We start from the raw sequence: 15611 nt of genomic DNA on the forward strand, positions 1-15611 counted from the left end.
ACTACTTTCGAACACTGTTTTTTTGTCTGGAAAAATTCAATCCTAAAACCAGTTCATACGCCGCATTATCACGGCATGTGACTCATCGCATCAGTATATTATCTCTCGCACAGCTATGGATATTGGTTTATCGTTTCTTTTTTTTAGCTATGCATTTGGATAAGCTGGTTTTAGGTTCAGAAATGGCATTTTATGAATCAGCATAACCATAACGACCGTTTAAAAAAAGTTCGAACGTACAAACGTTCGAACTTTTTTATTCTTACAGCACTACCGCCGAGAACCTATGGCACTCACCGAATGCTTAACTTGGAAGTATATGATTTTAGGGTAACGGCATCGGTCAATCGCAATAGATAGATGCCCGAGGGAATCGTTTTAACGAAAATACGATGATCGCCGCCCGTGTTTCGGGTGTCCGTCAATACTTCCCTTCCCAACAGATCATAGATTTCCACGGAGAAGCCGTTCTTTGCCGAAACATGCAACATTCCATCGGTGACCGGATTGGGAAAAGCGGCCAATGTAGCCTTTTCTTCTTCGGTGCCGATGAGCTTGGTTTTCAAGGCAACGGAACAACTGCGATTTCCAAAATTGAACTGACCGTTGGTAAACAGTTTTTCCTTATTCCCCAAACAACAGGTTGAATTCTCTTCTACCGCTTCCGTTTCCGTTTGCAACCTTCGCCCACATACCGTGATATAATCGATGGTAAGATTTCGGTCCGAACAAGATCCGCTGCCGTCGTTGACAAACCGCACCACAATACGTCCGCCGGAATAACCACTGTACACGTAATCTGCAAAACCACCGTTGGAGATACCGGTAAAGCGCTTTTTTTGTGCTCCGTTCACGTAGAGTTCCATTACCTCGTCACCACAATCCCCCTTGGCACGTATAACAATATTTCCCGAAGGACTACTCCCACAAGTTTGGTTGCCGAAGTTAAAGTTTCCGTTGGTATACAATTTATCCCGGTCCCCTTTGCAGCAGCTGGAAGTTTCGGTCGCCTTGGTTTCCGTTTGCAGGCGTTTTCCACAGACCTCAATCCAATCTACCTCCAGATTCCTATCACAACCGTTCGTTCTGGCCGCATTTACGAAATGAATACTTACCCTCCCGGAACTGAAACCGTTATATTCGTAAACGGTATAATTGGTCCTGACAGTGTTCCAGATCTTTTTTACGACATTATTGACCCGTAATTGCATCCTCTCCGAACCGCAATCGCCCTTGACCCGAATTCTGATCATCCCATTTCCGGGCGGTGTGGACTGCCCTCTTAATACATTGACATCATTCCTCACTTTTGAGGAAAGTCTGTTACTGAAACTACCTCCCTTTGGAACAATGTACACCTGAAATTGATAGTCATTGTTCTTTACCGGAACATTGCTCGGAATGGGCACATTGATGGTCGCCGTTCTTGAACCTTTGGCTACGGCCAACTTGACTTCATTAAATTTTTGATAGTTTGGATTTCCGTCCCTTCGGAACAACACCCCAATGTCACGATTCGTTTTGGCGCTGTACTTTACGGTAAGCTGGGCAGTTTTTCCCTGGGTCACCTGTCCGGGGGCCGTGATGGAAACAATTTCGTCCTTTCCACTTGGAGGCTGGGTGCCACCGTCCGATTCTTTTACCATTTGGGCCATTAAGCCTACAAAAAATGCCTGATTGTTGATGGAAGGTTCCGTGGTTTTGACATTCCCCCGGTCATTGTCAAAATTATCGTTGGGGTCGCTGGGCCCGCCTACCAAAGCACCTGTCAACTCATAGGTATCATTGCGCTTTTCTATTATTCTGTCGGTGTTGCTCGCCGTACGGTGATGTACCCTTCTGGGAAACTTTGTACCGATACCGGGAATGTAGGACATCTTTAGTTTATTGTCCCCAAATATGTAGTCGACTTGATCAAAAGCGAATCTGCGATATCTATTGTATTTGGAAAACGAAGTTCCCCTAAGTTCTGCATAATACAATGCGCCGTATGCCATGGAGGCACCCAACGAGGCTGCTAAAAAATTACTTCGAAAATAAAGTCCGCCATTGGTCCTTGGAGCATCTAACTCCCCATCGAGCCAGACCTCGGCCGCATTGAAATACTTTGCTTCCCCTGTCAATTTGGACATCAGCAAAAATCCCTCATAGGCATGGTCCCTATAATGCATCATCCACCCTTTTGCGTTTTTTACCGAGGGGTGATTGAACTCGCTTTCGGCCTTGCTCTTATATTTTTGTTCTCCGGTAGCCCGCCACAACCATACGGCATTGGTAAAAAGATCATCCTGATAATTATTATCGGTCACTTCATCATTTTTTTGCGAAGGGGGTATGGCTCGATACTCCCCCTGAAATTTGGGGTAAGGTCATCGTGGTATCCCCTATGCTTGTCGGCAAAGTCATACAATTCCCTGGCATGGCGCAACAATTTATTGCTATACTGGCTATCGCGGTTTTTGAAAACGATAGCGGTCGCTGCCAATGCCCCGGCCGTTGCGGCCGCCATATGGGTGCCAGGTTTTTGGTAGTGATTTTTTTTGCACTGCGATCGATGTTCGGACTTTGCCTGTGTGCGGGCACCCATTCCCCGTGTTCAGGATTGGGAGATGCCTTAGCGACCCCTATCTGCGAATAATATTCGTTTTTGGATGGATGCATTTTTATCATATAATCTGCACCCCATCGCAAATGGCGCAATAAATGTTGCTCGTTTCCGGTATTGTTAAAAGACCCGCGGTAATCGATAAGGGACCAGGCCAACACCCGCATTGCATGTGCGGTGATATAATTGAATTTGGTATGGTCGCCGGCATCGTGATAGCCACCGGTCAGGTCCCTGTTTACGTCTTTTCCATCGTTCATATGGCAATTGAAACGCCAATCGAAACGGACCCAAGATGGTTGTTTACCACAGATCTGTGCATCATAAAATAAAATGGACTTTGTAAGTCCATCGTCAAAATCATTATTGTTTTGTGCGCTGATGAAAAAGGTCGCCATTAATAGAAACACCGATACCATCAATGTTCTGATATTATTAAAGGATGGCTTCCCAATTATAAGGTGTTGTTCTCTTCCCGCTAGAAAGATTTTGGCATCGCCAAAATTTTTGGAGGTACTCTTGCTCATAATCTTTTTTTTAGGATTTAAGGTTTAGTTTTTTGAGCCTCGCTATTGACAAAAAAGTATCAATCATGGTGAAAGCAATAGCAAAATCTCTTTTTCAATGTTACTTAGTTAATCAATAAATCTTAAAAAATTACCAAATGCACATAAAAAATCACAAAAAATTAAAAATATGATTAACAATTGATCATTATATTCAAAATTATTGATTCTTATAAACAATTGATTACCAATTTGTTCAATTGAAAAAGATTTTTTAGTAAACAAAAAATCGAATATTAAAACCCTCTTTTTTGACAAAATCCTATTGCATATGAGGTTTTATCCTGTACTCTACTACTAATTCTTGAAAGGTGCACTAGGGATCACCTACCATTCTAATTTCTAAATTCAGTGCTTACTACCTTACCTTGGTGCCACCACCAAAGAAGTGATTCTAGTTCTGGACCGCTATTGCGGCCAAACCATGGCAAACAGAGAAAGCCCCGACTCCTTGCGGTTGTCGGGGCTCCTACCCTTATCACAGTTACTACCAATACTTGAAACTAATCGATTACAATTTTAGAGGTTTCGGAAGTTCCGATCAACAAATTCGTCAGTTCCAAAAGATACACCCCACTCTGGACTCCTTGAAAACGGATTTGCTTTGTGCCCTGTACCCCCTTTTCGACGAAAACGGTATGCCCGACCAAATCATAAAGAGTTACATTATAGGATGCTTCCGAAGTAATGGTTACCGTTTTATTGGATGACGGGTTGGGAACAACCTTGAACGCCCCGGAAAAACCGTTGCTCCCCGACAAATTAGATTTCAATTCGGCACCACCAAAAACGACGTTTCCGAACAAAATAAATCCATTGCAATTCAGCATTTCCGAATTGGATCCGCCGCAGGTTCCATTCTGCGACACTCCCGTATTCAACCGCTGGTCTTCGGCCTGTATCGTTTGTGCCCCTACCTGAATATAATCTACCTGTAAATCTTTTGCGGGGTCACCGTTATCGTTTATATAACGCACTTTAATATTGCCCGTTCCCGAAGGCACGTTTTCAAAACTGTAGTCCTGATACTCCGTACCGACCGTATTGGTGTTACCGAAATACTGATTGTTTATCTGAATGCGAAATGCTTCTCCTCCCGAGGTTCCCTTGGCCCTTACGATCAAGGTGTTCAAATCTCCTGTTGGGTCTGGGTCCGGATCCGAATCCGGGTCTGGGTCTGGGTCTGGGTCAGTATCCGTATTCGGGTCGGGTGCTACCAAGGTGGTATTGGCCACATAGTTGGCCAAAAACTTAATGTAACTGGCTTGGTAATTATTCGCATTTTCCACGAAACGGTACGCCTCTCTCCCGCGCAAATATTCCTTATTCGGGTTCCATCCATTTTCATCGGAGAACTTTTTGAGCAGCGGCTGGTTCTCAACGATATCCGTATAACGGTTCCCGCCTAAATAGATGTCGATATATCCGGCGTTCGCTTCTTTGTTCACACCACCTGATATAAATCCGGGAACGGGCCCTACTTTGGCCGAACCTGCTACAAAGGACCTGCCATCAAAATCGGTACCGTCCTTAAACCAGGTATGCCATAATTGATCCACGGAAAAATCGCCACCGTACTCGTACATATTCGTCAAATACGTAATTCCCAAGGGATTTACACCATGAAAGTAATGCAAGATCGCATCGGCCATTCGCTGATACTTTTGTTGATGGTTGGGAAGGTCAATGGCATAATTCAGGTAATCCAGATTATCAGATCCTTGACGTGATAAGGCCGAATTACTGCCCCAATTTAAATCGGGATTCCGTATACCATATAGGGATACCGCATCCTTAGGATCGTAAAACTCTTCTTTTTCATCGATTTTTGCTTCTTTGGCGCTTTTTATTTTATTTACGGCCCCCAGGTTGGCCCCGTCCAAACCAGTGTAATACAGAAATGCCTCCCCTTGGGTTGGGCCTAACAATCCCCAGGTTCCTCTAGGTCGAAACAATTTTGCTTTTTCATAATGCGAGATGAAAAATGAATCATACTTCGTATCCCCGGTCATCGCGAACAGGTATACGGCAGCAGCAGCGGCTTCTGCATAATGTTCATTTAAAAATATTCGTAACGGACCGTTGCCATCTCCCGCTTTAATGGCGGTATACTGACAGGTAATATTGGCAACTTCGGCATCGGTAATCACTCCCGGAGTAATCAAATCCAATGGCTCCGCATACCCTAGGTAGTATTCCCAAGCCAAGACGGCCTTCTCCAGGAGCAGATCTGAATATTCGGTATCAAAATCCTTATATACCAAGGCGGCATGTGCCAACATTCCGGCGGCTGCCATGGAAGCACTGGGACAGGTTTGCGAATAAAAACGAGGGCGGTCGTCGGTGCTTGGCGGAGATATGTAGGCATCCTTTACTACCCCAACTTTTGATATGACCGCACCATCGGGATCTTGCATGGCCATGACCCAATCCAATTCCCACTTAATTTCATCCAGAATATCGGGAAGGTTTCCACCGGCTTCGGGAATGCGAAGTGCAAAATCGTTCCAAAATTCAGGGTGTTGCTGATACGTAGTCAGTAAATTGTGTACCGGTGGAGAAGCCAGGTTGATATATTTATTGGGGTCTCCAGCGTCTATCCAACCTTTACCGACGTCCCTAGCGCTACCGCCAGGATATTTTTCATCGTAATTGCATGGTGACAGTGCCGCGGTATCTTGAAATTTTCCCTGGTACCATGCGGTATCTACCCAATTCGCGCCTGAACCGTATTCCGCCGTTTTGTCCTGTCCGATACGTTGGTAGTAGAAGGTTTCCAAAGCAACCCGAAGCACATCTTCATATACGGCATCACCGATCTTGAAGGTATGGGAGTCTATTTTGGACCCATTTTCATCGGTAACCTGTATATAGTACTCCCCTGGTGTTTGAAATTCGGTAAAATCAAATGTCCAACCGCGGTCTCCCGAGGCCACATCCAAAAGGGAACGTTCTTCATCCTGCTCTTCCGAATTTCTCCAGATGTTGGCCTTTTTTTGAAGTACTACCTCACCTTCAAGGGTTCGCAGCTCCACGGCAATATCGGCATCCAACAGAATGCCCTGATCGTTATTAAAACCCTCTAGGGACTTTGCGATAATAGCCTTCTTTTCAGCTTTTTCCATGTAGCCAAATTGGTCTACCCGAATGTAATTTTTATCCGTGTCGATTCCCTGCGAAAAACCGGAAACCATGGCCCCAACGATGAAAAGGAGCAAAAGCAAGCCCTTTCGAAATATGTCATTTTTTTCCATAATTTAAACTATTTGCGTGTTAACCTCTTCTTTTGTTTTACGGTACCTCAGGGTACGGCCAGTACTTGGCCAAGAAGCGTTTCTTTTAAATTCTGTAAATTTCAACAGCTGTTTCAGTTGGGCCTAGGTTTCCCTGTCCCCATTTTTAGAAGCATCCCTGTTTTTTAACGGAACGGCACATTGTATCACTATTCGGTAGGCACCTTCAAACGGTGCTGTGATGCTTATGTGGCATTTCATTTAAAATTTAGGGTATTGAACAGCTGGTATTGCGACGGACCTGTAAGGCCTATTTAAATCCATCAATGATCAAATCCGATATCGGTGTTTTTTTGGAGTGCACTCATCGGAAAAAACCAGGTTGTTTCAGCTACTTTAAACAACCGTTTTACGTACTTTTTGTTTCATAATACTGTGGTGTTTTTAATTAAAAAAAGAATTTTAATACCTTTTAAGATCTGTTTTTGACAAAAATGCATGTGCCAAATCTAGACCTCTCGGCATTACATAGTTAATAAAATTTCTATCTAAAAATTGCGAAATGATCAAATAACATTACGCTGAAGTCAATAAAATCAACAAATTGACAGGATAATACCAGAAAACAAAATTTCAAAAATCATTTTTAAACAAGCTGTTTGGAACCTCACGGGGGTTGATCAAACAAAAAAAGTAAGGCAAGTAGTTAATTTTGAGTATCTGTAGCGCCAAAATACTCAGGTCTTTTGCTTTTTCTTTTGTGCGGCAGGAAAAAGTACATTATTTAAGATGAGTCGATACCCGGGGGAAGTAGGATGCAGTTCCAGTTCCGTTTTTGGGTCCCCTACGCGATGTTGGTAGTCTTCGGGATCGTGACCCCCATAAAAGGTAAAAAAGCCTTTACCCTTTATCCCATGCACGTAGCGCGCTTCGCCGTTGATCTTGTTTTCCCCCAAAACCATAACGGTAGGTTTTACCAACTTTCGTTCGAAGGCGGTAGTTTGTCCCATGAAGCCTTTTACCAGAGCGGTATGGTTCTGACAGAGCATAGTGGGTACGGGATCCCATTTTGCGGAGAAGTCCATCAACGAAAAATAGTCGGACTCTTTTGGTACGTTACCCCTTTTGGTAGTCATGTCAATAGAGGAAAATTCGTATTGCAAGGGATTGCGCTCCAACACAAAATCCTTAAAGGCAAACGTTCTGGAAAAATCGAGCTTTGATTGATAGTTTGCTTCGGAGGGATCGCCGTCGAACATGGGTTCGCAAATATCTACCGTTTCGGCGGATAGCGCAATGTCAAAACTATCGGTTGCGGAACACATGGCGAACATGAAGCCTCCCCCGATCACATAGTTTCTAATTTTTTGCGCTACCGCCCTTTTTTGTTCGGAAACCTTATCAAATCCCAATTTAGTGGCCAAGGCCTCGGCGTTCTGTTTTTGTTCGATATACCAAGGCGCCGCACGATAAGCACCATAAAACTTACCGTACTGTCCCGTAAAATCTTCGTGGTGCAAGTGCAACCAATCGAACAGTGCCAGTTCATCGCGCAGCACTTCTTCATCATAAACCGTCTCATAGGGAATTTCGGCATAGGTGAGTACCATGGTCACCGCGTCGTCCCAAGGTTGGTTTCCCTTAGGGGAATACACGGCCACTTTTGGCGCTTTTTCCAACACCACCGCTTCTTGGTTCATGGAGGGGCTACCGATATCGTCCAAAATGGACTGTGCTTCCCCATCCGATAACACCTCAAAGGACACCCCGCGAATTTGGCATTCCTTACGGATGTTTTCCCCATCCGGTAATAGGAACGAACCGCCCCTATAGTTCAACAACCACTGAACCTTTTGTTGCTTGGTCAGCACCCAGTAAGTAATACCGTATGCCTTAAGATGATTTTTTTGTCCTTCCACATCCATGGGGATTAAAATGGAGGAAGCGAAAATGGGGTAAGCGGACAGAATAAAGAGAAGGGAGAGGATACTTTTTCGCATGCCTGGTTTTCTTTGAGGGGTACTTCTCAAATATAACGGAAATTACCTCCGTTTTGTTTTTGGCAACGTTAAAGATTTTAGAAAAGGAGGTACTTTACCGGTTTCTGAAAATAGGTAAAGAGCATCATTAGAAGTCCGTTTTCAGGAAGAACAGTTTCTCTCCCCTCGATGGCAGCAATATATTAGATTTAAAACGGTACCCCGCTATCGTCTTCCGGTCCCAGACCATCGTTCATGGAGCTTCCAAATGCTTCGTTGGCATCGGGAAGGCTGCTGGTATTGAACGGGTTTTCATCGCCATCGTTCATTTTCGATTGAAATTCGAAAGGCGAATCAAAATCGTCCAGATTGTCGAACTTACCAAGGTTTCCAATGAACTTCAAACGGATGTTTTCCAATCCCCCGTTACGGTGTTTGGCTACGATAAACTCGGCCTGCCCTTGTGTGGGCGTGCGCTCTTCATCGTCCCACTCATCAATTTTGTAGTATTCTGGACGGTATATAAAGGATACGATATCGGCATCCTGTTCAATGGCCCCGGATTCCCTTAGATCCGACAGTAACGGCCTTTTACTGCCGCCACGGGTCTCTACCGCCCGCGAAAGCTGTGACAGGGCAATGACCGGTATGTTCAATTCTTTGGCCAAGGCTTTTAGGTTTCGAGAAATGGTAGAAATTTCCTGCTCCCTATTCCCTCCTTTTTGCGACCCTCCGGCCGTCATCAGTTGCAGGTAATCGATGATGATCAGTTTAATACCATGCTGGGAGGCCAAACGCCTTGCTTTTGCCCGAAGGTCAAAAATGGATAAGGAGGGTGTATCGTCTATGAACAAGGGCGCTTTTTCCAACGCCTTTACCTTTACGTTCAATTGTTCCCACTCGTGTTTTTCCAGCTTACCGGTACGCAATTTCTCGGAGGAAAGTCCTGTTTCCGAAGAAATAAGTCGCGTAATCAACTGTACGGAGGACATTTCACAGGAAAAGAACGCCACTGGAATATTGGAATTCACGGCCATATTCTTGGCCATGGACAGCGTAAGCGCCGTTTTACCCATACCCGGCCGTGCCGCTACAATGATCAAATCACTCGGCTGCCAACCGGAAGTCAACTTGTCAACCTTGTCAAAACCGGAGGCCACCCCACTCATTCCCTCCTTGTTGGCAATTTCCTCGATCCGCCTTTTTGCTTGTATAACGAGATCCTGGGCCGTTTCGGCAGAGCGTTTTAGGTTGCCCTGGGTTACGTCGTACAGTTTGGATTCAGCGGCATCCAACAAGTCAAAAACATCGGTACCCTCATCGTACGCCTCCTCAATGATCTCGTTTGAAATTTTTATCAAACTTCGTTGAATGAATTTTTGAAGAATGATTCGCGCATGAAACTCGATATGGGCGGAAGAAGCTACCTTTTGCGTTAGTTTTATGAGGTAAAAATCCCCCCCGATCGCCTCTAAGTGTCCGCTTTTCTTTAATTGGGACGAAACGGTTAATAAATCGACCGGTTCCGAACTTTCAAATAATTTGAAAATTGCTTCATAGATAAATCGGTGCGCGTCCTTATAGAATACATCGGGATGTAAGATATCTATTACCTCATCGACCCCTTTTTTATCAATCATCATTGCCCCCAATACAACTTCCTCTAAATCAACAGCTTGCGGCGGTATTTTACCACGCTCCAAGTTGATTAGCGTTGATTTATCGATTTTGCGCGCTATAGTGGGTTCTCTGCTCTCCATGGTGACGAAAGTATGGAATTAACCTTAAGTTAACATCGGTAACACCCGATGCGATATCAACAACTCATTCACAAATGTGCTGTTGATAAGTTACGATTTTATGTTGATAACGAAAAAAATCCGGAAAGTCGGTCTTCCGGATTTTAAATTTCTTGGATAGTGCGGTGGTTAGCCGTTGAAAACGCCCATCTGTGCATATTTTTCCATTCGGGCGTTCACCAATTCCTTTGGTGATAACTTTTCCAATTTTTCAAAATGTGCGGAAATTTTATTTTTTACGATCTGAAACGTTTTTTCCCTATTGGCATGTGCCCCCCCTTCGGGTTCCCTAACGATCTCGTCGATGATCTTTAATTTTTTCATGTCGTTGGCAGTGAGTTTTAAAGCCTCGGCCGCAATTTCCTTGTACTCCCAGCTTCTCCAAAGAATGGAAGAACAGGATTCCGGGGAAATTACCGAATACCATGTATTTTCCAACATCAATACCACATCGCCAACACCGATCCCCAGTGCCCCTCCCGAAGCACCTTCTCCTATAATGACTACCATTATGGGAACTTTCAAACGGGTCATCTCCATAATGTTCCGCGCAATGGCCTCTCCCTGTCCACGCTCTTCGGCCTCTATTCCCGGGTATGCGCCCGGAGTGTCGATCAAACACACTACGGGAACACCGAACTTTTCTGCGGATTTCATTAAACGTAACGCTTTCCGGTACCCTTCCGGATTCGCCATACCAAAATTTCGGTATTGCCGGGTTTTGGTATTGTATCCTTTTTGTTGCCCAATGAACATATAGGTTTGGTCCCCTATTTTTCCAAGGCCACCGATCATCGCCTTATCGTCCTTTACATTTCGATCGCCATGCAGTTCTAAAAAGGTATCCCCGCATATGGCCTGTATGTAATCCAGGGTATAGGGCCTGTTCGGATGCCGTGATAATTGTACCCGTTGCCAGGCTGTAAGGGTCTTATAGATTTCTTTTCTGGTATCCTTTAATTTTTTCTCGATCTGTTTGCAGGTCTCCGTTACATCGACATCACTTTCCTTGCCGATGATCATGCATTTGTCCAGCTGATCTTCAAGTTCTTTAATGGGCAGTTCAAAATCTAAATATTCCATAATTCACGATCGGTTGCGTTCTTTTGATGGACAAATATAAAACTTTATGTAGAACGGATATGAAATCATCTCCTTTTTAAACGCGCCCTATTTTTTATCCATCCATTGGCGATTACGGTGAGTACGATGACCCCGGCACCGATGTAAAAGGGCGCACTCATCCGTTCGGAATCACTTAAAATAAAATAGGCCAAAACGATACCGTAAACGGGCTCCAAATTAATGGTCAACATTACGGTATAGGCGGATAGGTTTCGCATTACCCGTACCGATGCAATGAAGGCGTATGCGGTACATATGCTGGCCAAAATGGCAATATAGGACCAGTCGTTTGCGGGTAGGTCGAAAAATGCTTTTGAAAAACCGTTGGTCACACCCAAATACAAGGATAGCAGCGTTACCCCGATCAACAACTCATAAAAGGTGATTACGGAGGGCCTTGCGGTTTTTACCAGTCTACCGTTGATGACCGAAAATACCGCGGCAAGAAAAGCAGATAGCAAGGCCAGCAGCATACCGGTCACATATTGTGGTTCCAAACCGAATATTACCGCTAACCCGAACAATACGGCCATCCCGAAAAGCAGCTCGTACCCAATAATCTTGCCCTTGTTCCATAAGGGTTCGATCAGGGCGGTAAAAAATGCCCCCGATGCCATAACGGTCAACGCCACGGCGACCGTTGCGGTTTTAATGGCCATAAAAAAGGTTACCCAATGAACGGCCAACGCCACACCACCGACAATCAGTAGCCCAAAGTCCCTTTTTGTTACTTTGGGTCCTATGCCCTTAAACAATAGGTATAGTCCGATCAGTGCCGTAGCGATCCCCATTCGGTACCATACCAATGGTAGGGCCGTAATGGTAATGAGCTTGCCCAAAATTGCCGTAAAGCCCCAAATGAATACGATGAAATGTAAATGGAGCTGATCGGTAAGCTTAGCGTTTGGCATTTTGAAGGAGATAAAATGCGAGGATACCGAACAAAATGTTGGGGATAACTACCGCCAATAGCGGTGAAAAACCGGCCTGTTCGGCCAAGGTTCCAAAAACTTTATCGAAGAAAATAAAAATAAAGGCCACAAAAATACCAAAGGCAAGGTTCACGCCCATACCGCCCCTACGCTTTGTAGACGATACCGCTACCGCGATAATGGTCAGGATAAAGGCACTTACCGGCAATGCCCAACGTTTGTATTTTACCAAACGGTACGCGTTAATATTGGATGCCCCTTTTTTCTTTTGATCTTTTATGAATTTATTCAATTGAAAAAAGTCCTTCGTTTCGGCCACATAGGACACTGGGGTAAGATCGGCAATATTGAAATCGAAAACGGTATCGAGCCTTCTTTTGGTCTCCAAAATTTCTTCGTCCCCGTTTACCGTTCGCTTTTGATATGACGTAAGGCGATAGGTAGTATCCTTGGCCACCCAGCGGATCATTGCTGCCGAAATTTTGAATTCCAACTTGTTGTCCTCCCCGAAGCGTTCAAAGGTAAAGTTGCTACCACTTTGCCGCGCGGGGTTGAAGCTGCTTACATAGATGAAATCGCGTTCGTTCAGCTGGGTAAAAATATTGGTGGTCACCCGATCTTGACGTCCCTTTTTGAGGTATTTGAACTTGAACTCGTTGAACCCGGCACTTGCTTTGGGCACTATGAACATCGCCATTAAAAACATAAGCGTGGCAATTAGGGAGGCGCCGATAATATATGGTCTTAAAAAACGACCGAACGATACGCCGGAACTTAAAATGGCAACAATTTCGGTATTTCCAGCGAGTTTTGAGGTGAAAAAAATGATTGACAGAAACAAAAATATAGGGAATAATAGACTGCCGATATACAGGGTAAAGTTGCCGTAGTATCGAAAAATTTCGTTCAAGGGCGCCTCGTTATCGATCATTTTACCGATCTGTTCGGCCAAGTTCGCCATAATGCCAATCGGCACGAACAGCAAAATCATTACGATAAACGTAACGAGATACCTTTTTAGGATATACTTGTCTAAAATCGTCAAGGCTATAGTCGTTTATCCATTTGTTTGACCATCATGTTCTTCCACACGGTAAAATCTCCTGCCAGAATATGTTTTCGCGCCTCACGCACCAACCAAAGGTAAAAACCGAGGTTGTGAATGGTGGCAATCTGTTTTCCCAAATATTCCTTGGCAACGAACAGGTGTCGTAAATAGGCCTTGGAATACTCGGTATCGACAAAGGTAATGCCCATGTCGTCTATGGCAGAAAAATCGTCCTCCCACTTTTTATTTTTGATATTGATGGTTCCATGAGCGGTAAAGAGCATTCCATTCCGTGCATTACGTGTCGGCATCACGCAATCGAACATGTCGACCCCAAGGGCAATATTCTCCAAAATATTGATCGGTGTACCTACTCCCATCAGATAACGGGGCTTGTCCTCGGGTAATATTTCACAGACCACATCGGTCATCGCATACATTTCTTCTGCCGGTTCCCCTACCGATAGTCCACCGATGGCATTTCCCTCGGCCCCTACCCCGGCAATGTACTCCGCCGATTGTTTTCTAAGGTCCTTATAGGTCGATCCTTGAACGATAGGAAAAAAAGTCTGTTCGTAATCGTACTCGAAAGGGGTTTTCTTCAAATGTGTAATGCAGCGTTCCAACCACCTATGGGTCATGTGCATGGACCTTTTGGCGTAGTTGTATTCGCAGGGATATGGTGTACATTCATCGAACGCCATAATAATATCGGCGCCGATCACCCGTTGGATCTCCATCACATTTTCGGGTGTAAACAGATGCAGGGACCCGTCGATATGGGATTTGAACTTTACGCCCTCTTCCTTGATCTTTCTGTTGGCGGATAGGGAGTATACCTGGTAGCCCCCACTATCGGTGAGAATGTTTCGGTCCCAACCCATAAATTTGTGCAGTCCGCCCGCCTTTTTTAGAATATCGGTCTTAGGCCTTAGGAACAGGTGGTAGGTATTTCCCAAAATGATATCGGGATCAATTTCCTCCTTCAATTCCCTTTGGTGTACGCCTTTGACCGAGGCTACGGTTCCCACCGGCATGAATATGGGGGTCTGAACGGTGCCGTGGTCGGTGACCATGCTTCCCGCACGTGCCTTGCTCTGCGAATCGGTTTGGTGTAGGGTAAATTTCAAATCTTCTGTTATGAGCGCAAATATAATCAACTCCAATCGAGAAGATGCTTAACAAAAAAATAAAGTTCTGCGGGTACTTTGTTATATATGAAACCGGAATACTTCCGAAGCTATGGGAGCGGCATTGGGCGCTAGCGGGCATGATTTCCCTATTTTAAAGTTCTGGGGCGAAATCGATGTAGTTTTTCTTCCCAAAACCTTCCGCCTCCCGTTAATAAATTATCATAACTACCGCTTGTCCTGCGAAAAGATTGCGTTACTTTTGGGCATCGAAAACAAAAAAATTATGGCCACACTTGAAGCGTTGGAAGCGGTAGTTGAACAAACACGCCGCGATATTTTACGAATGGTACACAAGGTGAACTCCGGACACCCCGGAGGTTCCCTAGGCTGCACTGAATTCTTTGTAGCCCTGTACCACGAAATTATGCACCTGAACGAGGGGTTCGATATGGATGGTGCCGGAGAGGATCTGTTTTTCCTTTCCAACGGCCACATATCCCCGGTTTACTATAGTGTTTTGGCCCGCAAAGGGTACTTTCCCGTTGAGGAGCTCAATACGTTCAGACTGATCGATTCCAGACTTCAGGGCCACCCGACCACCCATGAGGGACTTCCGGGCATCCGCATCGCCTCTGGCTCTTTGGGCCAAGGAATGTCGGTAGCGATCGGTGCCGCACTGGCCAAAAAATTGAACAAGGACGAGCGATTGGTGTATAGCCTACATGGAGATGGTGAGTTGCAAGAGGGCCAAAATTGGGAGGCCATTATGTATGCCGCCGGGAACAACGTGGACAACCTGATTTCGACCATAGATTTTAACGGTCAACAAATCGATGGTGCCACGGACGATGTGCTCCCTATGGGCAACTTAAGGGCAAAGTTCGAAGCCTTTGGTTGGGACGTTCTAGAAATTGAAAAAGGAAATGACCTGGAGGCCGTAGTCAACGGCATGCAGGAAGCCAAAAGCCGAACGGGCAAAGGTAAGCCGGTGTGCGTGTTATTGCACACGGTAATGGGGAACGGGGTAGATTTTATGATGCATACCCACGCATGGCATGGAAAGGCGCCCAACGATGAGCAATTGGCCACCGGTTTGGCACAAAACGCGGAAACTTTAGGGGATTATTAAAAGATTTGGATTACCACAGGTTCGATTCCCGACTTCTTTGGGAATGGAAATAAAATGAAACT

The 15611-nt window shown here is 45.0% G+C and carries 9 protein-coding genes and 1 pseudogene; 1 reads left to right on the forward strand and 9 read right to left on the reverse strand.

What is annotated here, in order from left to right; all coding sequences use genetic code 11:
• Window positions 1-293: 293 nt before the first annotated feature.
• The 9 genes and pseudogenes from ACRD7P_RS01445 to tgt all read right to left on the reverse strand — a co-directional run bounded on the left by ACRD7P_RS01445 (window position 294) and on the right by tgt (window position 14417).
• A complete protein-coding gene (locus ACRD7P_RS01445; RefSeq protein ID WP_430905694.1) occupies window positions 294-2309 on the reverse strand; it encodes a glycoside hydrolase family 9 protein in 2016 nt (671 codons plus the stop codon).
• Window positions 2306-3132: pseudogene (locus tag ACRD7P_RS01450) on the reverse strand (glycoside hydrolase family 9 protein). Before ACRD7P_RS01450 ends, ACRD7P_RS01445 begins: the two are co-directional and overlap by 4 nt.
• 542 nt (window positions 3133-3674) lie before the next feature.
• Complete coding sequence (locus ACRD7P_RS01455) at window positions 3675-6425, reverse strand: glycoside hydrolase family 9 protein (RefSeq protein ID WP_430905695.1); 2751 nt, start codon at window positions 6423-6425, stop codon at window positions 3675-3677.
• 716 nt (window positions 6426-7141) lie between these two features.
• Window positions 7142-8404, reverse strand: coding sequence for an asparagine synthetase B (locus ACRD7P_RS01460; RefSeq protein WP_430905696.1), 1263 nt, complete (start codon window positions 8402-8404; stop codon window positions 7142-7144).
• Window positions 8405-8592: 188 nt separating this feature from the next.
• Window positions 8593-10143 (reverse strand): replicative DNA helicase, encoded by a 1551-nt coding sequence (gene dnaB / locus ACRD7P_RS01465; protein ID WP_430905697.1) that lies wholly within the window; start codon window positions 10141-10143, stop codon window positions 8593-8595.
• 168 nt (window positions 10144-10311) lie between these two features.
• On the reverse strand, window positions 10312-11265 hold the full coding sequence (locus ACRD7P_RS01470) for an acetyl-CoA carboxylase carboxyltransferase subunit alpha (RefSeq protein ID WP_430905698.1): 954 nt from the start codon (window positions 11263-11265) through the stop codon (window positions 10312-10314).
• A 65-nt stretch (window positions 11266-11330) separates the two neighbouring features.
• Window positions 11331-12218, reverse strand: coding sequence for a DMT family transporter (locus ACRD7P_RS01475; protein ID WP_430905699.1), 888 nt, complete (start codon window positions 12216-12218; stop codon window positions 11331-11333).
• Window positions 12205-13284: an LptF/LptG family permease gene (locus ACRD7P_RS01480; protein WP_430905700.1), complete on the reverse strand. Its 1080-nt coding sequence runs from the start codon at window positions 13282-13284 to the stop codon at window positions 12205-12207. The genes ACRD7P_RS01475 and ACRD7P_RS01480 overlap by 14 nt, the downstream gene beginning before the upstream one ends.
• Before the next feature lie 2 nt (window positions 13285-13286).
• Window positions 13287-14417 (reverse strand): tRNA guanosine(34) transglycosylase Tgt, encoded by a 1131-nt coding sequence (tgt, locus tag ACRD7P_RS01485; RefSeq protein WP_430905701.1) that lies wholly within the window; start codon window positions 14415-14417, stop codon window positions 13287-13289.
• A gap of 286 nt (window positions 14418-14703) precedes the next feature.
• On the opposite strand from tgt, the gene ACRD7P_RS01490 reads away from it, so the two are divergent.
• Complete coding sequence (locus ACRD7P_RS01490; protein ID WP_430905702.1) at window positions 14704-15549, forward strand: transketolase; 846 nt, start codon at window positions 14704-14706, stop codon at window positions 15547-15549.
• Window positions 15550-15611: the final 62 nt, after the last annotated feature.

This window comes from Maribacter sp. 2-571 (assembly GCF_050589625.1).
Classification (GTDB): Bacteria; Bacteroidota; Bacteroidia; order Flavobacteriales; family Flavobacteriaceae; genus Pelagihabitans.